This is a genomic window from Acinetobacter sp. WCHAc060025, assembly GCF_004209355.1.
In the GTDB taxonomy this organism is placed as follows: domain Bacteria; phylum Pseudomonadota; class Gammaproteobacteria; order Pseudomonadales; family Moraxellaceae; genus Acinetobacter; species Acinetobacter wuhouensis.
The window spans coordinates 209,847-229,892 of sequence record NZ_SGSX01000004.1; the positions used below are offsets into that span (position 1 = coordinate 209,847).

Annotated in this window: 21 protein-coding genes, 4 tRNA genes and 1 riboswitch; of the genes, 7 read left to right on the top strand and 18 right to left on the bottom strand. The window is 38.4% G+C overall.

Annotation, left to right across the window (positions count from 1 at the left end; translation table 11 throughout):
* Positions 1 to 126: 126 nt before the first annotated feature.
* Complete coding sequence (locus tag EXE09_RS04985; protein WP_130116567.1) at positions 127 to 702, bottom strand: DedA family protein; 576 nt, start codon at positions 700 to 702, stop codon at positions 127 to 129.
* 154 nt (positions 703 to 856) lie between these two features.
* Positions 857 to 1,789 (bottom strand): rhodanese-related sulfurtransferase, encoded by a 933-nt coding sequence (locus tag EXE09_RS04990; protein ID WP_130116542.1) that lies wholly within the window; start codon positions 1,787 to 1,789, stop codon positions 857 to 859.
* 235 nt (positions 1,790 to 2,024) lie between these two features.
* Between EXE09_RS04990 and EXE09_RS04995 the strand changes: the two genes are divergently transcribed.
* Positions 2,025 to 2,510: a DUF1289 domain-containing protein gene (locus tag EXE09_RS04995; RefSeq protein ID WP_130116543.1), complete on the top strand. Its 486-nt coding sequence runs from the start codon at positions 2,025 to 2,027 to the stop codon at positions 2,508 to 2,510.
* Between the two features lie 19 nt (positions 2,511 to 2,529).
* Here the strand turns inward: EXE09_RS04995 and EXE09_RS05000 are convergent, their stop codons facing one another.
* Positions 2,530 to 3,069, bottom strand: coding sequence for a TetR/AcrR family transcriptional regulator (locus tag EXE09_RS05000; protein WP_130116544.1), 540 nt, complete (start codon positions 3,067 to 3,069; stop codon positions 2,530 to 2,532).
* Positions 3,070 to 3,188: 119 nt separating this feature from the next.
* On the opposite strand from EXE09_RS05000, the gene EXE09_RS05005 reads away from it, so the two are divergent.
* Positions 3,189 to 3,719: an HPP family protein gene (locus EXE09_RS05005; RefSeq protein WP_130116545.1), complete on the top strand. Its 531-nt coding sequence runs from the start codon at positions 3,189 to 3,191 to the stop codon at positions 3,717 to 3,719.
* A 116-nt stretch (positions 3,720 to 3,835) separates the two neighbouring features.
* Here EXE09_RS05005 and ribB read toward each other — a convergent pair whose 3' ends face one another.
* Positions 3,836 to 4,495, bottom strand: coding sequence for a 3,4-dihydroxy-2-butanone-4-phosphate synthase (gene ribB, locus EXE09_RS05010; protein WP_130116546.1), 660 nt, complete (start codon positions 4,493 to 4,495; stop codon positions 3,836 to 3,838).
* Positions 4,496 to 4,601: 106 nt separating this feature from the next.
* Positions 4,602 to 4,762: riboswitch (FMN riboswitch) on the bottom strand.
* 137 nt (positions 4,763 to 4,899) lie between these two features.
* Here ribB and EXE09_RS05015 point away from each other — a divergent pair.
* From EXE09_RS05015 to EXE09_RS05025, 3 genes are all read left to right on the top strand, one after another.
* Entirely contained in the window at positions 4,900 to 6,684 is a 1,785-nt protein-coding gene (locus EXE09_RS05015) for a DUF2157 domain-containing protein (protein ID WP_130116547.1), read from the top strand.
* On the top strand, positions 6,681 to 7,238 hold the full coding sequence (locus EXE09_RS05020; RefSeq protein ID WP_130116548.1) for a GDYXXLXY domain-containing protein: 558 nt from the start codon (positions 6,681 to 6,683) through the stop codon (positions 7,236 to 7,238). Before EXE09_RS05015 ends, EXE09_RS05020 begins: the two co-directional genes overlap by 4 nt.
* 109 nt (positions 7,239 to 7,347) lie before the next feature.
* Entirely contained in the window at positions 7,348 to 7,776 is a 429-nt protein-coding gene (locus EXE09_RS05025; protein WP_087553228.1) for a hypothetical protein, read from the top strand.
* A gap of 86 nt (positions 7,777 to 7,862) precedes the next feature.
* Here EXE09_RS05025 and panD read toward each other — a convergent pair whose 3' ends face one another.
* From panD to EXE09_RS05080, 11 genes are all read right to left on the bottom strand, one after another.
* On the bottom strand, positions 7,863 to 8,243 hold the full coding sequence (gene panD, locus EXE09_RS05030) for an aspartate 1-decarboxylase (RefSeq protein WP_004722504.1): 381 nt from the start codon (positions 8,241 to 8,243) through the stop codon (positions 7,863 to 7,865).
* 155 nt (positions 8,244 to 8,398) lie between these two features.
* Positions 8,399 to 8,977, bottom strand: a complete 579-nt coding sequence (gene pth / locus EXE09_RS05035; RefSeq protein ID WP_068973419.1) for an aminoacyl-tRNA hydrolase — start codon at positions 8,975 to 8,977, stop codon at positions 8,399 to 8,401.
* Between the two features lie 20 nt (positions 8,978 to 8,997).
* Complete coding sequence (rplY, locus tag EXE09_RS05040) at positions 8,998 to 9,294, bottom strand: 50S ribosomal protein L25 (protein WP_068973418.1); 297 nt, start codon at positions 9,292 to 9,294, stop codon at positions 8,998 to 9,000.
* A 99-nt stretch (positions 9,295 to 9,393) separates the two neighbouring features.
* Positions 9,394 to 10,347: a ribose-phosphate pyrophosphokinase gene (locus EXE09_RS05045; protein ID WP_068973417.1), complete on the bottom strand. Its 954-nt coding sequence runs from the start codon at positions 10,345 to 10,347 to the stop codon at positions 9,394 to 9,396.
* 36 nt (positions 10,348 to 10,383) lie between these two features.
* Positions 10,384 to 10,458 (bottom strand) — tRNA-Gln (locus EXE09_RS05050).
* Positions 10,459 to 10,551: 93 nt separating this feature from the next.
* A tRNA-Gln gene (locus tag EXE09_RS05055) sits at positions 10,552 to 10,626 on the bottom strand.
* Positions 10,627 to 10,656: 30 nt separating this feature from the next.
* Positions 10,657 to 10,731 (bottom strand) — tRNA-Gln (locus tag EXE09_RS05060).
* A gap of 38 nt (positions 10,732 to 10,769) precedes the next feature.
* Positions 10,770 to 10,844: transfer RNA gene (locus tag EXE09_RS05065), tRNA-Gln, on the bottom strand.
* 4 nt (positions 10,845 to 10,848) lie between these two features.
* Entirely contained in the window at positions 10,849 to 11,676 is an 828-nt protein-coding gene (gene ispE, locus EXE09_RS05070) for a 4-(cytidine 5'-diphospho)-2-C-methyl-D-erythritol kinase (RefSeq protein WP_130112947.1), read from the bottom strand.
* Between the two features lie 30 nt (positions 11,677 to 11,706).
* A complete protein-coding gene (lolB, locus tag EXE09_RS05075) occupies positions 11,707 to 12,315 on the bottom strand; it encodes a lipoprotein insertase outer membrane protein LolB (protein WP_130116549.1) in 609 nt (202 codons plus the stop codon).
* An 8-nt stretch (positions 12,316 to 12,323) separates the two neighbouring features.
* The gene (locus tag EXE09_RS05080) at positions 12,324 to 14,036 is read right to left on the bottom strand and encodes a tetratricopeptide repeat protein (RefSeq protein WP_213073881.1); all 1,713 of its coding nucleotides are present in this window, start codon (positions 14,034 to 14,036) and stop codon (positions 12,324 to 12,326) included.
* A gap of 77 nt (positions 14,037 to 14,113) precedes the next feature.
* On the opposite strand from EXE09_RS05080, the gene hemA reads away from it, so the two are divergent.
* On the top strand, positions 14,114 to 15,400 hold the full coding sequence (gene hemA / locus EXE09_RS05085; RefSeq protein ID WP_130116550.1) for a glutamyl-tRNA reductase: 1,287 nt from the start codon (positions 14,114 to 14,116) through the stop codon (positions 15,398 to 15,400).
* 6 nt (positions 15,401 to 15,406) lie between these two features.
* Here hemA and EXE09_RS05090 read toward each other — a convergent pair whose 3' ends face one another.
* The 3 genes from EXE09_RS05090 to EXE09_RS05100 all read right to left on the bottom strand — a co-directional run bounded on the left by EXE09_RS05090 (position 15,407) and on the right by EXE09_RS05100 (position 18,909).
* Positions 15,407 to 15,826 (bottom strand): hypothetical protein, encoded by a 420-nt coding sequence (locus tag EXE09_RS05090; RefSeq protein WP_130116551.1) that lies wholly within the window; start codon positions 15,824 to 15,826, stop codon positions 15,407 to 15,409.
* Positions 15,827 to 15,845: 19 nt separating this feature from the next.
* On the bottom strand, positions 15,846 to 17,753 hold the full coding sequence (locus tag EXE09_RS05095) for a DNA primase (RefSeq protein ID WP_130116552.1): 1,908 nt from the start codon (positions 17,751 to 17,753) through the stop codon (positions 15,846 to 15,848).
* A gap of 133 nt (positions 17,754 to 17,886) precedes the next feature.
* On the bottom strand, positions 17,887 to 18,909 hold the full coding sequence (locus EXE09_RS05100; RefSeq protein WP_130112951.1) for an outer membrane protein assembly factor BamD: 1,023 nt from the start codon (positions 18,907 to 18,909) through the stop codon (positions 17,887 to 17,889).
* 71 nt (positions 18,910 to 18,980) lie between these two features.
* On the opposite strand from EXE09_RS05100, the gene rluD reads away from it, so the two are divergent.
* On the top strand, positions 18,981 to 20,033 hold the full coding sequence (gene rluD / locus EXE09_RS05105; protein WP_068973411.1) for a 23S rRNA pseudouridine(1911/1915/1917) synthase RluD: 1,053 nt from the start codon (positions 18,981 to 18,983) through the stop codon (positions 20,031 to 20,033).
* Positions 20,034 to 20,046: the final 13 nt, after the last annotated feature.

Below are 20,046 nucleotides of genomic sequence, written 5' to 3' on the forward strand. Positions count from 1 at the left end.
TTGTAAAGCAAGTGGGGCTATGCTGTTTCAAGAACAATACTTGATTTATTTTTTAATGATTAACTCTGATTTAATTTTTATAAGTTTCAAAATGTTAGGTTTTGGGTAATGAGTATTCATGATGCTTTAGCCATTTTTTCTTTTTTTAAACCAAAGATAAATCAAAAATAAGGTAACGATTGCAACAATCACATAGCCAACATTGCTAAAAATTTGCTGCATCAGTGCAGTATTGTTCCCAAAGTAATACCCGACGGTTGCTAAAAAAGTCGTCCAAATCACCGTGCCAAGCGTACTATAAGTCATGAATTTCCAAAAAGGCATATGGCTCATTCCCGCAGGAATACTAATCAACGATCGAACGGCGGGAATCATCCGTCCAAAGAAAACCACACGGTGCCCATATTTTTCAAACCAATCTAGGGCTTTTTTAACGTCATCTGTTTTTATAAAGAGATATTTTCCGTACTGATTAACCCAACGGAACAAGGCATCATGAGATATTTTACGCCCGATCCAATACAGTGTAGCTGCTGCAATCAAAGAACCAAGACTACCTGCAACGATGACACCGATTAGACTGAGTTGTCCTTGTGCAGCGGTAAAACCAGCAGAGGGCATGATCACTTCTGAGGGAATAGGCGGAAAAACATTATCAAGAAACATGAGTAAGGCAATACCGAGGTAGCCTAATTGCTCCATGATGTTAATAATCCATTCACTCATTGCTGTGTCGATATAATTGAAAGAATAAATATTATTTTTTATAGACTTAAAAAGATAGTAGCAATTTGTAGAGTTAAAAAAACCGCAGATTTATTCTACGGTTTTTATGAGTATTTTGTATTCAGCCAGATTATAGACGCTTACGTTTAGCCGCTGTAATTTGTGACTGACGCATACGGAAACCTTCTTTTTGCTTTTCAGAAGTTTTATCGATGCAGTATTTACAAGACACGCCATGCTCATAGCTTGGTAAAGCCACTTCTTCAGGAACTAAAGGCCAGCCACATGCGTGACATTTGGTATTTTCGCCTTCTTCCATCCCATGAGTCACCGCAGTACGACCATCAAAGACGAAACATTCACCTTCCCACATGCTTTCATCAGCAGGAGTTTCTTCGAGGTATTTTAAAATACCGCCTTTCAAGTGATAAACCTCATTGAAACCTTCTTGAAGAAGTAATGAAGTTGATTTTTCACAACGGATACCACCAGTACAGAACATCGCAATTTTCTTATCTTTATGCTGTTCTAACTCTTTTTTCACGTAATCTGGAAATTCACGGAAAGTTTCAGTTTTAGGATCAATTGCACCCTTAAACGTACCTGCTTTATATTCATAATCATTACGTGTATCGATCAAGATTACATCATCACGTGCGATTAACTCATTCCATTCTTTAGGATCAAGATAGTGTCCAACCAAGTCACGTGGTTTAACTTCAACACCTAAAGTGACGATTTCTTTTTTATGTTTAATCTTCATTTTACGGAACGGTTTTTCTTCACTGTGCGATTCTTTATATTCCATCGCTGTGAAGCCTTCGTCTAAAAGGAATTGATGAATCACATCAATCGCTTTACGATCACCTGCAACTGTTCCGTTAATACCTTCATCTGCAACAATTAGAGTACCACATAGGTTGATGGTTTTTACCAAGTCTAAAAGACGTTGTTGAAGATCGGCAGAATCTTGAACTTCTTTGAATTGATAAAGTGCGGCAACAACCCAACCAGAGGTCGCTTGCTGTTCTACAGGTGCAAGCTGTTCTACAGTAGCGTTCATGGAGTACTCCAAATGTGTAAATATAGGATAAAATTTAAGGCGCATATTTTAACGTGATTTAGTTGAATAAGCGAGAAATCCATATATTGTGTAGTGTTTTTTTATTCCATGTGAAAATTATGGATTTTTATACTAAATATAGTGCTTTAAAATATCATACATACAATATATAGTGTGATACACACATTACGATGCCATAGAAAATGGTAAAATCTGTTTATTTAAGGAGTTTATTTTGAGCAACGAACGTCGAATACCTACGTTAACACCATGCGCTGGTCGTTGTTCAACGGTATTTGGTGATGCTGTATGTCGTGGTTGTCGTCGTTTTAACCATGAAGTGATTCAATGGAATACCTATAATGCGGAGCAGCGACTAGCGGTTTGGAAGCGTTTGGATGCACAGCTTGATCAAATCTTAGTGCCATTATTACCATTTGCAGATTTAAAACATATCGAAGGTTTTATTCAAGGTAAACGTGTTCGTGTTTTAGACACAGCCTCGAAAGGACGTAAGTTGTATCATGCTTTAAAAATTTGTGAAAAGAATAAAAATTTAGCAGATGAAAGTGGTTTAGGCATTCAACCTAAGCAAGTTAAACCATTGTGGAATGAATTTGAACGCCGTGTTCTGGCATTGGCAAAAGCAAGTTACGATTTTGCTTGGTTACGTGCCGATGGTATTCGTCAAAGTATTTTACATTTGGAAGATGTTGAATAAGGGGTTATTCCTATTCATATCACTCAAGGCTTCGAATAATAAATGCACGTTGTTGCGATGCAATGTCTGGGTTAAAGCCTTCAACTAAAAAACGGCTCATAAGACCTTCAATCAAAAGATAAATTAGTTCACCAATGGCTGGATTTGAGCTGATTGAATCTGCATAGTGATGGATTAATCCTCTTAACCATATCTTATGCTCAATAGATATATTTTTAATATCTAGATCTTCTGTATTTGATTCAGCAACCGCACGTACAAATAAACAGCCTTTAAAATCATCAGTTTGAAACCAATTTATATGCCAATCAAAAATTTTCTTGATGGCTTCAATATCCTGCGATGTTCCGACATATTCGGTCAGACTCTCTCTAAAATTTTGGTCACGTTGTTTTAAGACTTCATTGATCAATTGTTGCTTATTTTTAAAATAGGTGTACATGGTCGTTTTCGAACAACCAGATTGATCGCGGATGAGATCGACACCAACACCAGTAAAACTATATTGGTTAAAAAGCATTTCCGCGGTGGTTAAAATTTTATGGGCTGATTTTGACATAAATGAAATACATAAATGGATTTAAAAAAATATTGCAAATAGTACAGACCTGTACTATTTTTATTTTAGCGCGCTAATTCGCATAAATCAATCTATTCATTCAGATGTAGGAATTACTCATGTCGATCTTATTTGGTAAAGAAAAATTAGCTCCACGACCCAGAAATTTGGAGATTATACGTGCTCTTGTTGGTGGTGCAGTTAGTATATTTATTTTATTGGTACTGAGTAAGCTCTCACATAATCCATGGATTATGGCACCGTTTGGAGCAAGTTGCGTCATTCTCTATGCTGTTTCTCAGTCGCCTTTGGCACAACCACGCAATGTGATTTTTGGGCATTTCATCTCAGCACTGGTAGGTTTATGCTTTTTGAAATGGTTTGGTGTTCATGATTTAAGCATTGCCTTTTCAGTCGGTGTGGCAATTGCTTTAATGATGTATTTTCGCTGTGTACATCCGCCTGCAGGGGCGAATCCATTGGTGATTTTATTAACAGCTCAAACGATTCATTATGAATGGTCGTTTTTACTCTTTCCCGTGCTTACTGGTGCAATTGCTTTAGTCATCGTTGCTTATGTTGTAAATAATTTTAAATCTACGCAAAAATGGCCGAGTTATGGTTTGGCTATTTTCGGTAGTAAGAATTAAAGGGTTTTATAAGGCTAAAAACTTCCCTCATCCTAACCTTCTCCCAAAGGGAGAAGGAACTTCCAGGATATAAACTACTTTGTAGCGATTCAAAACATTGATTTTAAAATTATGGTTTAAACATTATGTGTTAAACGGTACTGAACCAGTTCTTCAATGGTAATTAAAGTCAAATTATGAGTTTGCGCATAAGAAAGGACTTGAATACCTGAAGCCATTGTCCCGTCAGGATTGGTGACTTCACACAGTACACCAGCGGGTTTTAAACCTGCTAAACGAGCAAGATCAATCGAACCTTCAGTATGACCACGGCGGTTGAGCACACCGCCACTACGACCACGTAAAGGGAACACATGTCCTGGACGATTTAGATTACTGGCAACAGCGCCATCTTTGATTGCAGCATGAATCGTTGTAGTACGGTCTTTGGCTGAAACACCAGTGGTTACACCTTCAGCTGCCTCAATGGTGATGGTAAATGCGGTTTTAAATTGACTTGAGTTATCTTGAACCATCGGAGGTAAAGCAAGGTGATCAGCAAGCTCGTCAGTCAAGGTTAAACACACAATCCCAGAACCATCACGGATCATACGTGCCATGGTTTCGACATTGAGGGTTTCTGCTGCAACGATCAAATCTGCTTCATTTTCACGATCAAAATCGTCCATGACCAAGACTGGTTTGCCTTGGCGCATATCTTCTAAAGCTTGTTGAATACGTTGTTCTGCAGGGGAAAGTGCGGAAAAGAAAATTTCTGGTTGAATTAAACTAGACATTGAAACGCTCTCGTAAAAATTAAATACGGTTGAACATTTCAGGACATGTGAAATAGTGGCGTTACAAAACATGTTCCAATACATAGCATTGGAATTTTTACTGTGACGTCGTCTTCTTTCATCCGGACTATACCGTCGGCTTTGGAATCTCACCAAATCTGCGAATCACTGTAGCAGTGATAGGCTCGTGGGCTATTGAAAGACCAAGGTTGAATGATCATTTCAAATTACCACCGGTGGGGAATTGCACCCCGCCCTGAAGCGATGTAGGATCATTATAGACACATTTTTTAAAAATAATGCATTTTTATTTAGAATGATCAGTACTATAGATAGAACAATCTATGCTAAAGCGCAGTGTATAAAAATGTTGAATAATCAAGAATAAAGGTGAGGTATAGGTATTGATCAGGATTCAACAGGAAGTATTCTCATGGCAGGATCAAAAATTTGTTCAGCATTTACAAATTTTTGGTTTTAGTTTAATTGCAATTAGCATTTTATATCTGGTTGCTGCAAATTGGTTTATGTTACCGCAGTTCATACAGTTGGTGACTCCGCAACTTTTATTACTATTGAGCGCGCTATCTAGTGTTTTTCTAGTCAAAAATGATTCATTAATCCAGTGTTTACATGCGATTTGTGGCTTGATGATCGGGCTAAGTTTGGCTGTCATTGGACAAATTTATCAAACAGGTGCAGACAGTTATTTGTTGTTCTTGATCTGGTCAGTCTTACTGCTGCCTTGGTTATATCGTTCCAATATTGGCATCTTTTTGATGCTGTGTATTGTCAGTCAGATTGCTTTATTTTTGTTTTTTAAACAAACCTTTTGGGGAGATGAATATCCTACAGTTTTTCTACTGTGCATTCACTTCTATGCCTTATTACAGTTTTTATTCTGTATTCGATATTATCCAAAATTAAAATATTTATTTATCACGTATTTTGCCGTACTTTCCGTGTGGAGCATGCTGACGTTCTTATATATGGATAAAGGCTGGGTCTACTTTATTTGCTCATTGAGCTTACTCAGTATCGCATTCGTTTATTTTTATAAGAAAAATGATCAATTGTGCAGTGTATTATCCGCTGTTGCTTTAGGCATTACATTCACCTTAATCATTGTGAAATGGCTCGATACGTTGTTTAGACAATCTGAAATTATGGGCTTGTTGATCATTGCGGTGATTATTTTCGCATGGTTTGCATTGATCACTTTTTTACTGATTAAGTTAATTCCAAACAGCCGTTTTAATAATATTCCTTTGGCTGTTGGTGCGTGGATTTCTGGGATTGTGCTGTCTTCATTGATGCTGACATTTTGGGATAATTTCTCCTTAATTATGGGCATTGTTTTTGTCGCTTTTGCTGCCTATATATTGAAAATAAAGCAAAATCTCTTTTTAAGACAACTGGCTTACTGCTTATTTGTTGCAGGGCTGGTCGCGATCCTGTTTCATACTTATGATTTAATAGAAGAAGTCTATCCACTATTATTGATTCAAATTATTGCTTTAGTCTTGGCATATTGGGTCAGAACTCACTGGTTCTTTGTTTTTGTTCAGTTATTGGCACTCTATGCTTTAGGTGTTGCCATGATCTGGCAGGACAACGCAGTACATTTCTGGGTAGGAAATGTTGAAAATTTTGCTTATCTGACGCTGCTGACTTATGTTTTTTATATGGGGCTGTTGTGGATTCAAAAGATTCAACCGCAACAATATCAAAGAAGTTTAATGCTTTCGAATTTGGCAATGACCATTTTCGTTGTCGGTTTTTATGCTTTTTTAGGGAAAAGTGAATTCGTTGATATTCATCCCATTCCTGTACTCACGTATGGTCTGCCGATTGTATGGTGTGTCTGCTTTATATTTCTACATATTCACAATCAATTTAATCTTTTAGCGCAAGGCGTTCTGGCAGTTTTCGGCGCTGTGCTTATTTATTATGGTTATTTTGAAATATTCATTGTTTTAGCTGTATTTTCATGGGCTTTGATGAAAAAGGATAAAGTGACTTATGCTTTTGCTTTATTGGCATTCATCATCATTTTGTGGTGTTTATATTATTCATTAGACCTTACATTCCTCGTTAAAAGCCTAAGTATTTTTATTTCGGGTACAAGCTTGCTCTTGCTGAGTCTATGTTTAATGCGTTTTAAAAATAAAGCGGGGATAGCACAATGAAAAAAAATATCCCTATCGTTCTCGCCATGTTGAGTGTGGTATTTTTTCTCGGATTGATCCTGAAAAATGAGCAACATTTAAGACACAGTGACAGTATTTTTATTCGACTTGCACCTGTAGATCCACGTTCTCTGATTCAAGGGGATTATATGGTACTCAATTACGATTTAAGTTTTGCTGGGCTTCCTGTGCAAAATAGTCAGATTGATATTCCCACGAGTGATACTGTGATTCAAAATAAGCCTAAGTTGATGGCTTATGTAGTATTGGATGATCAGCGACGTGTGGTGAAAACTGGCTTTGATCCACGGTTATTGGACATGTATCCCAAGTTTAGTCATCGTATCGTGCTAAAAAATCCAGATAATCGTTTAAATGCTTTGTATCCTGCATCGAATAGCTTTTTATTCGCCGAGGGATTGGCTGAGTGCTATCAAGCTGCACAATATGCTGAATTTAAAGTCGATGAAAAGGGCAATCCTTTACTTGCTTCATTGCGTGGGGAAGATTTAAAAGATCTAGCCTGTGAAGATCGCAAAAAATGGTGGCGTTGAGTTTTAATTTTTTAAATGAGCCCCTATTATTTTAAAAATGATATAAATTTTTTAACCCCGTAATTCAAAGCAGTATTGCACTGTGATTCTTTTATAAAAATGAGCCTACATGAGAAAAAATATTAAATATTTTATTTTTACATTGCTTTTAGTTGGAGTGGGGGCAAGTGCTCATCCTGTTCTTGCTGCGACAGACTCCGATCTTAATGGTTTATGGGAGGAAACAGTACTTGATCATGAGTATGATGAGGATACAAAAGATATTTTTTATATTTCAAAATTTAGAGATAAATTGTTGATTAATGCCGTGAATTATCCTGATTTTGCTGTTGGACAAGTAAAACGAAATGGCAGTAAATTAACTTTTACAATGGCAAATTTTACTGATCGAAATGAAACTTATGTGCTGAATTATGAGTGTCAAGAAATTGTGCGGGGAAAACAGTTAAAATGTAAGTTCACTAATCAAAATCAAGAGGTTGAACCAGAAATTATTTGGAAAAAACAGAATATTGATCGTGAAATTCAAATGCAGTAAACATGAGAGATATCAGTTTTAGAGCGAATTTAAATAAAAAAACCCGCATTAGCGGGTTTTTTTAGAATCTTTGAGTACTGTGCTAATTAAGCCACTTGAACAGGAATACAGTTCGCTGTGTGATTCACAGTATTGTCTGGATTTGCATACACAAGACGTGGTTTATGTGCATCTGCTTCAGCATTGGTAAAGTCACCAAATGTTGCAATAATCATCAGATCACCAACATCCGCTTGAAGTGCAGCGCCACCATTGACAGAAATGATGCCTGAACCTTCTTCACCACGAATCGCATAAGTTGTGAAGCGCTTGCCATTGGTCACATTCCACATGTGAATTTCTTCGTATTCGCGGATACCTGCTAAATCTAAAAGGATACCGTCGATTGCACAAGAACCTTCATAATGGAGTTCTGCTTGTGTAACCACACAACGGTGGATTTTTGCTTTTAATAAACGAGATAGCATGATTTGCGTCTCCAGAAATAGCCCTTACGATTGTTATCTTGTGATGAATCAACAATTTTCAATAGGCGGGATACATTTGAAAGCGCATTTTGCTCTTAAAAATGAATCATGGCAAGAAAAATTGTTTAACAAGGAATATAAATTATTATTGGAAATTATGGTTTATAAGCATTGATTTGATTCATCGCTTGTTGAATCTCACCATTAACCAATAATTTAGTTCGCCCTAAAGCATGATGAATTGCATCATCCATCAAAGTCTGTTCACTGCTTGGCGCTTTGCCCAAAACATGTCCAGAAACTTTTTCTTTAGAACCAGGATGACCAATACCAATGCGTAAACGATGAAAATTAGCGCCGATATGTGGAACAATGTCGCGTAGACCGTTGTGACCACCATGACCACCGCCTGTTTTTAAACGAATGACGCCAGGATCCATATCCAGTTCATCATGAGCAATCAGAATTTCTTCAGGCTTAATTTGATAGAATTTTGCGAAAGGAACAACACTTTGACCAGAAAGGTTCATAAAGGTTGTCGGTAATAAAAGACGAACGTCTTGACCTTCGATATTACCACGACCACTAATTCCTTTGTATTTAGAATCAGTTTTTAAATGGATGCCATATTGTTCTGCAAGGCGTTCTACGAACCAGAAGCCTGCATTATGGCGGGTTTGGGCATATTCAGAACCTGGATTACCCAAACCAACAATCAGTGAAAGTTTACTCACTCATTTACACCATTGAACACTTATGCGCGTTTGAAGTCAGCGTGCATAGGTGTGTTTTTAGAAGGGTGACGTTGTAAAGCTTGGATTTTAACGCTTTCAACTTTACCTTCGATGTTGATTTCAACAACTTCTTCAAAGAAAGCATTGCTTTCTAAAGCTTTAACAAGCTCACGAAGTTCTAAAGTTACAGCAACAGGAGCAGCTTCACCACCGTAGATGATCGCTGGTACTTTGTTTTGAAGACGAAGGCGGCGGCTCGAACCTTTCCCTTGAACTGCTTCTTCACGTGCTACTGCATTTAATACGAAGTTTGCCATGATAGACATTCCTAATTTAAGTTTAATTGACTAGACCTTCGACCAGTCTAGTGATAGAAAACCCCACCAAAAGGCAGGGCTTTGAAATTCAGCGCTATATTATAGATAAGAATCGAACATTGCGCTAATAGATTCTTCGTTGTTAATACGACGAATTGTTTCAGCAACCATACTTGCTACTGAAACTTGGCGAATCTTACCAAGTTTTAATGCTTCATCTGAAAGTGGAATGGTGTCAGTAACAACCAATTCATCAATCACAGAGTTGCTTAAATTTTCTAGTGCTTTACCTGAAAGTACTGGGTGTGTTGCATAAGCGACAACTTTACGCGCACCGAATTTTTTCAATGCATCAGCAGCTTTACACAATGTACCAGCTGTATCAACCATATCATCGACGATGACACAATCACGATCTTTCACATCACCAATCAAATGCATCACTTGTGATTCATTCGCTTTTTGACGACGTTTATCAATGATTGCAAGGTCAATATCACCCATTTGTTTAGCAACAGCACGTGCACGAACTACACCACCAACGTCAGGTGAAACCACCATCAAGTTGTCATGTGATTGTTGACGTAAGTCAGCAAGTAATGCAGGAGTACCGTAGATGTTGTCTACAGGGATATCGAAGAAACCTTGGATTTGGTCAGCGTGCAAGTCGATCATCACAACACGGTCAATTCCTACAGTTGTTAGCATATCTGCAACAACTTTAGCAGTAATTGGAACACGAGTTGAACGAGGACGACGGTCTTGACGTGCATAACCGAAGTAAGGAATCACAGCAGTAATACGACCAGCACTTGCACGACGCAAAGCGTCAGCCATTACTAAGATTTCCATGAGGTTATCATTGGTAGGGGCACAAGTAGGTTGTACGATAAATACGTCTTTACCACGTACGTTTTCAGTAATTTCAACAGTGATTTCACCGTCAGAAAATTTACCTACAGCGGCAGCACCCAGAGGGATATGCAAATGGCTAACGACTTTTTGGGCGAATTGTGGATGCGCAGTTCCACTAAAAACGACAAGATTGGGCATGAAGCACCCTTGGCGGTTGGCAGATTTAAAAATAGATGGCAGGGGCGGCTGGATTCGAACCAACGGATGCCGAGATCAAAACCCGGTGCCTTACCACTTGGCGACGCCCCTAATGCGGCAGAATTTTAGTATTTTTACATGTTTATGTCAAGGTAAATTGACTGAAAATGTAAATTACCATGTTCTGTCTTTTTTGAAAATAGATGGCAGGGGCGGCTGGATTCGAACCAACGGATGCCGAGATCAAAACCCGGTGCCTTACCACTTGGCGACGCCCCTAAAACGATGTGTTGTTCGATGTATAAGTAATGGCAGGGGCGGCTGGATTCGAACCAACGGATGCCGAGATCAAAACCCGGTGCCTTACCACTTGGCGACGCCCCTATTACTTAGATGAACAAACATCTTACAGATGAAAATGATGGCAGGGGCGGCTGGATTCGAACCAACGGATGCCGAGATCAAAACCCGGTGCCTTACCACTTGGCGACGCCCCTATCATTACACTTTAAAATGAACTAAAGGTGATTCATTTAAACTGTTCACAATGTAAGCTTTACACGGTGAATGTTTTAAAATTTCATCTACATTCATTTGTTCAGTGATTTCAACAAAAACACAAGCACCTGTACCTGTAAGCTTTGCTGTACCGAACTGATCTAAATACTGCATGGCTTCATCGACTTCAGGATATAGGCTTCTTGCCAGAGGCTCAAAGTTATTTCCAAAATCAGATGGCTTTAGCTGATAGGCGCAAAATTTAGTAGGCTTCGTATCTCTTGTCAATGTTTTTTGTGAAAATAGTAGCTGAGTGCTGATAAAACAGTCAGGTTTTAACACAATGTATTGTTTTTGATCTAAGTCTATGAATGTTAAGTGTTCGCCAATGCCTTCCGCCCAAGCATTTCGACCATGCACAAAGATTGGAACATCTGCACCTAATTGAACACCGAGTTCTGCCAATTGATCAATTGTTAAACCACACTGCCAAAGTTGATTGACCACGATCAACGTGGTCGCAGCATTGGATGAGCCACCGCCTAAACCTGCACCCATTGGAATGGTTTTTTCGATTCTAATTTTTAAGCCCGTTATTGCTTTGGCAAAAGGTTTTAAAATTTGTGTGGCTTTATAGATTAAGTTTTGTTCAATATCGACACTATTCAATCCATCAATTGAAAACTGATGATCTTCTGTTTGCGTAAACTCCAACCAATCATACAAATCGATCAGTTGGAAAATGCTTTGCAACTCGTGATAACCATTGTCACGACGACCAGTAATGTGCAAAAACAGATTAAGTTTTGCAGGCGAGGGTACACGAATCATAGCTTTCATTGTCTAAATTGAATTCAATACTTAACGATTTTGAATCACCATTGTAATACGATTTTCTTGATTATTTTCCAATGTTTGTTTCAAAATCAATTTATTGGGGAGTGTTGCCTTATCGTTATAGCTGAAATCTACCACCCAACCATCTTCAACCAATTGTGCAATCCGTTGTGAAGTATCACGTTGAATTTGGGCATTTTCAGTTGCAGGGAATGCCTGTACCCAATTGATAATATGAGTAATGGGTGCAACCCAACCTGTGGCTTTTTCAAGTAATTCTTCTGGATTTTCAGCGCTAATTAAACCTGTTTTGGCACTATTTAGCGTGACCTCACCAGATTTTCCTTCGATGATGGTTTTTCCAATTCCGAGGATACCGTTCAGTTGAATATTGAAACTCTCTTGGTCTTGAGACCATGTATAGAATGCGCTGCCCGATTGTTTGGGGGTTTTCACTCCAATTTTACCTTGTAAATCAAATTGATTACTTGGTTTTTGAAGTGATGGTGTGCTTTCTGTTGGTGCTTCAACAGTCGTTGTCGTTTGAGTAGGTTTAACAACTTGTTGGCAGCCTGCGAAACTCAGTGTTGCTGTCGCTGTCAGGATGAAAATAAGCTTTTGAATATGACGCATACCCGTAATTAACTCTTTTTAATCTGTGGCGGTAATATTAATGAATCTAATTGATTTAATTGCGGATCATTTGGATGATTTTGTTTGAGTTGTTGTAACACTTCATTAAATTCTGGCAATGCACCTTGCATATACAGTGCTTTTGCATAGCGCACGCCAATATTGACGCTGTGACTCAAGCTGTAAGCTTTACTCAGAATATTTGATGCTGCATCAAAGTCATTTTGTAAGAAGGTAATATAACCAAGCGTATCTAAGATCGAAGCTTGGTCTGGTGCGTACTCCAAAGCATGTTCTGCATAGCTTCGTGCCTCACCTAAGCGTCTGTTCTGTAAAGCCAATGTATAGGCGTAGGCATTGAGGTAAGCAGGATTGTTTGGTTCAATATTTAATAGCTGTTTCAATGCTTTATCGAGTTGATCACGATCTTCAAAAGGATCAAGCAATAATACTTCTGAGTAAAGTAGTTCTGGATCATCGGGAAGATTTTTAACTGCTTCTTTGAGTAGACGCAATGCGGCTTTTTTATTGTCCATGCGCTTTAAAATTTCAGCCTGAGCTTGGTATAAAAAACTCGCATGTTGCGGATAATTCACACGTTCTTGAGTGAGAAAACGCAAAGCATCATTCATTTTGTTTTGGCGATCATAAATTGAAATTAGGTTACGCCTAGAAACTGTATATAAGTTTCCATCGACCAAACGATAATAAGCTTTGGCTGTTTCATCATTTTGCTTACGTTCAGCATTGACTGCTAAATAATAATAGGCTTCATTTTGGTAGCGTGATGAGTAACGAAGTTCGACTAAATATTGTTCAGCTTGATCCAGTTTTTTTAAATCAATCGCAGTTAAACCCGCAATAAATAAAGCTTCTTCTGCATCTGGCCAAGTTTTTATCATCTTTTCTAACTTTTCAAGTGCTAGCTCAGATTGATGAATTTTAATCAGATATTTAACTTCAGCAAGTCGAATATCATAGTTAAATTTATTCTTTCGGCTACTACGATCATACCAGTCCGCAGTTGCTTCTTGGTCACCTAAAGCTTCCAGTAAATTGGCTTTCATCAAAATAAAACCAGCGACTTTCGGACGCTTTTTGAGTGCTTTGTTGACGGTCACTAAAGCTTGTTCAATATTGTCATTTTGGGCTTCTAAGCCTGCAATCAAAATGAGTACCGAGGGATTATTCTTTTCTTTACTGGCATTGAGCGTATTGAGTAAGTCAATTCGATCGGTTTCGGAGTCTGGTGCAATCCCTTCTAGGATTCTTTCTAAATCCGCATTGGAATCAATATTTAAAATACTATCCAATGTTTGTGCAGCAAGCTCATACTCATGAGATTTTAAGGCAATATGTGCTAAATAAAATTTTGCAGGAACGTCATCAGGTTCTTGTACAACCCAATGCGTTGCAATGTCTAAAGCCGCTTGTAAATCATTTTGCTCAATGGCAATGTTTAAAGCACGTTGTTTGATTGTCGTCGAGTTACTGCGAATCGCAAGTACAGTATAGTTGTGCAGTGCTGTTGCTGTATCGTGATAAGCCAACGAAAATTCAGCAATAATGCTTTGCTTTAATGCGTCAGTATTATATTTTGCATGATAAAATTCTCCAGATGCTCTAATATGAGCACTAGAAGCCATGCTACCAACCAGTAAGAATGTGGTAGAATATTGCTTAATTGTCATGCCGTTGAAACGGCTGTTTGTTTGACGCAATTTTTTCGAATCCAAGTATGCTTTTTATGACACCGTTATTGCACAATAACATAAATTTAGCGAAATGATGATCTGATATGTCTTTCTTTGCATTGGGTGTCAACCATCAAACTGCTTCTGTTGAGCTACGTGAACAAATCGCTTTTAATCCAGAACGATTAAAAGATCTACTTGTTACGCAAAGTCACCAATCAAATTTAAATGATATGGTCGTGGTTTCAACATGTAACCGTACTGAAGTCTATGCCATGGCTGAAAATGCCGATATGGTATTGAGTTGGCTCGCCCAAACCAATGGTATTGATGTAAAGCAATTGTCAAATCATGTATATCGTTATGAAAATACTGATGCGGTTTCTCATTTGATGCGCGTTGCAAGTGGTTTAGACTCTTTGATGCTCGGTGAACCTCAAATTCTCGGTCAAGTTAAAACTGCATTATCTTTAGCCAAAGATGCTGAAATTGTTTCACAAAACCTCAATCAAATTTTTGAATATGCTTTCTATGCAGCAAAACGTGTACGTTCTGAGACTGCTGTAGGAAGTCATGCTGTTTCAATGGGTTATGCTGTAGCTCAGTTGGCATTGCAAGTCTTTAGTAAGCCTGAAAAGTTGACGATTATGGTGGTCGCTGCAGGGGAAATGAATAGCCTAGTGGCAAAACACTTAGCTGAAATGGGCGTTGCAAAAATTCTGATTTGCAACCGTAGTCGTGAGCGTGCTGAAAAATTAGCCCAAGAAATCGCACATCGTGTTGAAGTTGAAATTATTCCTTTTGATGAATTGGCTGAAAATTTATATCGTGCCGATGTCATTTCAAGCTGTACGGGGAGTCTGCACCAAGTGATTGCATTTGCAGATGTGAAGGCGGCGCTGAAAAAACGTCGTTATAAGCAAATGCTCATGGTCGATTTAGCTGTTCCCCGTGATATAGATCCAAAAGTTGAAAGTTTGGATGGGGTGTATCTATACGGTGTAGATGACTTGCAGACAGTGATTGACGAAAACCTTGCGCAACGTCGCCAAGCTGCTGTTGAGGCAGAAGTGATGGTCAATCAGCTGGTTACGCAGATGATTACGCAGCAGAAAGTCAAAGAAGCTGGTAGTACTATTCAACTGTTTCGTGAGCATGGTGAAGATCAGTGTCAGATTGAATTAGCAAGCGCGATGGAACGGATTCAAGCAGGTGAGGATACGCAACATGTGATGGCGGATTTTGCGCATCGTTTAACGCAAAAGCTTTTACATCCTACGTCTATTTTATTGCGTGAAGCGGCTCAACATGAAGATCCATCACATTTTGAATGGATGAAAGAAAATATTCAGGATATTTTTGAGCAAGAAAGAAAGCCAAAGGCAAAATAAAAAGTATTACTCATCTCTTGAATACGTTTCGTGAATTGCAAATTGTTTCTGCGCAATAAACTCACAGAAGCAATGTTGCCCGATGATTAAAAAACGAGTGAGATCAAGGCGGTTGAGTGGGTCATAATCTTTCATTTTATCGAGATCACTCTGATCGCATCTAAAAACTCCACGATAACCATTTTCGATGACAGTTAATAAATCATATTTTTGCTCAAGTGCTTCTGCCCACATCTCATTATTTTCATAATAAAAACATGCGACATGTTTAAAATTCAGCTCAAAATAGACAATATTTTCTGAACCCTGATAACCACCATCCAGTGTGATTTTTAAATGTTCTTGCTGTTGTGAAATATCAATTTTAAAATCACAGCCTTCTAGAAAAACATCGTCTAAATCAATTGAAATAAGCGGTTGGGGCATTTTAAATTTACATCCTTTGCTAGCTATGTACTAATTTTAAACTAATTTTCTTGGTCAATTCGTTCAATTGTTTACGCAGATTACGTGATTCACTCAAAGACGTTGGGGCTTTGAGTTTTTGTTTTAAATACTTTTCTTGAAGTGAGAGAGAGTATTCCGAAGCCAATTTATCCGCCAGTTCTGGTGCTTCTGTTAAAGCTTGAATATTGGTACGTTGCATAATTTCAGCAAGTTCCAAATGATATGCACCACAAGCGCCTAAAATATAATAAGTTGCTAAGTCTTGATCATCAGGTAACTCGTCAAAAACAGCATCAAATACCGCTAAAATCTGTGCCAATAACTCATCATTTGGAATGATTGCGCGTAAAACTTCAAAGTGAATATAGAGAAATGGATGTTGCATTAAAATTGCAACAGCAAAGTCTTCATCTTTGGTACGAATATTAAAAGACAGCGAGGCATCTACACTGACTTGAGGTTGCCATTTACGGTTAAAGCCGAGTTTTTCTTTAAAGAATTGACGAAGCAAATAACGATAAGAACCTTGTTTCGGTAACAGTTCAGTCAGTTGATTGAGTTCAGCCATGACCTGACTTTTACCTTCTGGTGTAGTCACATCATAGTTTTGACTCAATAAAGCAAAGACAAAATCTGATAGTAAAGGCGATTGTTGCCAAATACGATGGAAAGTTTCTAAACCTTCTTTACGAATCAATGAGTCAGGATCGTGTTCTTTGGGTAAGACAAAGAATTTCAGCTCACGACCATCATTGAGTAAGGGTAGAGCAATTTCTAAAGTACGTCTTGCAGCTTTTTGACCAGCGGCATCACCATCAAATGCGATGGTAATTTGGCTATTTTGCTTAAATAAAATATTGAGATGGTCAGCATTACTGGCTGTACCGAGAGTTGCAGTCGCACCTGAAATGCCATTTTGCTGTAGCGCAATGACATCCATATAGCCTTCAACCATGAGCCAATTTTGCGCACGGTCTTTACGACCCTCATATAAACCATAAAGCAGTTGGTTTTTATGAAACACTTCGGAGTCAGGCGAGTTGATATATTTTGGTTTGATTTCATCATTCAGCGCACGACCACCAAAACCAACCACACGACCTTTGCTGTCTCGAATTGGAAAAATGACTCGATCACGGAGCAAGTCAAAGTCACGACCGCTATCACTGGTACGAATTAGCCCTAAAAGCTTTAAACCTTCAATATCTTGAGGAAAGGCTTTTTCTAAATGTTGCCAATCTTCAGGTGCATAACCTAAACGCCAATATTGGATGGTGTCAACACTTAAACCACGATGTTTAAAATAGTTCTGAGCAACTTTACTGCTTGGTAGTTGTTTTTCATAAAATTGGGTAATGTTTTCAAGCAGATCATACAGGTTGCCATCTTGTGGAATTTGCTCAAAGGCTTGATTAAATTGCGTAGGATCAAAATCCTCTGGATCAGGATATTGGCTAAATGCTTCAAATGGGTCAATTTCAAAAGATTGGTTATTTATCTGCTCTTTAGTTTGTTCAAAGTCTTTTGGCTTTTGCTCAACAGACTTAGGCTCCGCTTTAGGTTGCGGTTTAACTGCTTCACGCTTATAAGAAATTTTTTTATTATCAAAATTATCTTTGGGAAGTTCTACACCTGCATGACTCGAAAGCTCTTTCATGACATCGATAAAATTACGATTATCAATGTCCATCAAGAAGCGAATCGCATTTCCGTTCGCTTGGCAACCAAAGCAGTGATAATACTGTTTGTCACGATAAACGTGAAAAGAGGGAGATTTTTCCTGATGAAAAGGACAGCAACCTGAGTAGGTGCGACCTGTCTTTTTCAATTTCACACGTTGACCGATTAGATCGACGATATCGGTACGATCTAAGATTTGATCAATAGTGTGCTGAGGAATTGCCATAGAAAAGCCAAACAGTATTCTGTATTACGAGTAAGGCAAAGTGTACCTTAGTTTGAAATTTAAAAATATCTAAGCATAAAAAAGACGGGTAAAAACCCGTCTGATGATGTCGCTTAAAATATCTTAAAGAAGCTTATTTACGTTGACCATCATATAAGCTTTCATCTGCACGTGCAGGTTCAGCCGATACTTCACGATTTGGACGATCTAATAAACCAAAAGTCATTTTGTTTAATAGACTTGATTTTTCTTCGGTATTTTTTGGTGTTTCAGCACTTTCTTCTTTAGAAACTTCGGCTTTATCACCACGTCCTAAAATACCCAGCGTAGCTCGGTTCCACCAACTTCCCTCTTTACGGGCAGCACGTAGATTCACTTCACCATTGGATTTGACCAAGTTTGGATAATTCAGTTTTAAAACTTCGACATATTGTTGAGCTGTCGCTTTATCCCCAAGTTTGTTGTAACCATACGCCATGGTTGCTAAAGCTTCAGGTACTTGAGGCGTTTGCGGATAATGCTCAACCACCCATTGTGAACGTTCAACAGCAGCAAGATACGCTTTACGTTGAATATTAAAACGAGCCGCATTCATTTCGCTTTCAGCTAACTCTTGACCAATAAATTTCATACGTTGCGCTGCATCAACTGAGTATTGGCTTGATGGATAGCGACGAATCAAATCAACAAAGTTTTGATAAGCAACTTTTAAATAGCCTAAGTCACGATGTGCTTGTTTCAGTGAAGTATAACGAAGCAAGCTGTCATAGTTTTGCTCCATATTTGCCACACCACGTACATAATATGCATAGTCTAAATTCGGATGTTGAGGATTCAAGCGAATAAAGCGATCTGCAAGTGCGATTGTGCCTTCATAATCTTTTTGCTTAAATTTTGTATAAAGCAATTCCAATTGAGCTTGTTGTGCATATTGTCCTGTTGGAAAATAAGTATCCATTGCCTCTAAGGCTTTTGCAGCATCGCCATATTGTCCTTTATCGAGGGACTTCATCGCATTATTGAAATAAGTCTGCTCATTTGATTTAGGACCCGTATCAACAACATCCTTCTTCGGATTGCTGCTACAGCCTACAAATGCAGTTGCTAAGCCTACAGTTAAAGCAAGCATTGTGACTTTATAACGTGGTAGCGACATAAAAATTCCTCTGTTTATACGGGCAATAGGCTACAATTGCGCTATTAAACCACTTTTGTCCGAATGAGCAAATGACTTCAGCACACTCTTCTAATTCTAATTTCTCAGAAAATGATTTCAATCTACTTGAAGATTCTGAGGATGCAGATAATCATAATTCTGCGCCGACTGCAACACGTTTATCGTTGCAATTTCAACTGGATGAAAGCTATTTAGGACTGCGTATCGACCAAGTAGCAGCAACCGTTTGGAGTGAATTTTCACGTGAAAAACTCAAACAATGGTTGAAAGAAGGTCATTTGTTGGTAAATGGTAACATTGTTAAACCTAAGTATAAATGCGAAGGAAATGAGCTACTTACTTTAGAGGTTGAGCTAGAAGCACAAACTTCTGCACAGCCTGAAAATATTCCGTTAAATATTGTTTATGAAGACGATGACATTATCGTGATTAATAAACCTGTTGGAATGGTCGTTCATCCGGGTGCAGGAAATCCAAATGGTACGCTTGTAAATGCATTACTTTACCATTTCCCTAAATCTGCGGAATTAACACGTGCAGGCTTAGTTCATCGTATCGATAAAGATACCAGTGGTCTATTGGTGGTAGCCAAAAACCTTGAAGCACAATTTTCATTAAGCAAGCAGTTGGCAAAGAAATCGGTCTATCGTGTTTATGACCTGATTTGCTATGGCAATATCATTGCAGGCGGAACAATTGATGAACCGATTAAACGTCATCCAGTCGATCGTGTCAAAATGGCGATTCTTCCTGGTGGGCGTGATGCAGTGACACATTATAATGTGAAAGAACGCTTCCAGCATTTCACCCGTGTTCAAGCTCAACTTGAAACGGGTCGTACTCATCAGATTCGTATCCATTTCACTTATATCGGTTATCCACTAGTGGGTGATCCTGTGTATATGAGCCGTGTTAAAGTTCCTGCAGGTGCATCTGAAAAGTTAACAACAACTTTAAGAGCATTTAAACGTCAGGCATTACATGCATCAAAATTAGGTTTGATTCATCCACGAACTAAAGAAGAAATGATGTTTGAAGCGCCGTGGGCGGAAGATTTTACCGCATTGGTTGAAGTACTACGTTCTGAAAATAAAGCGTATTAATCATTTAAATGAG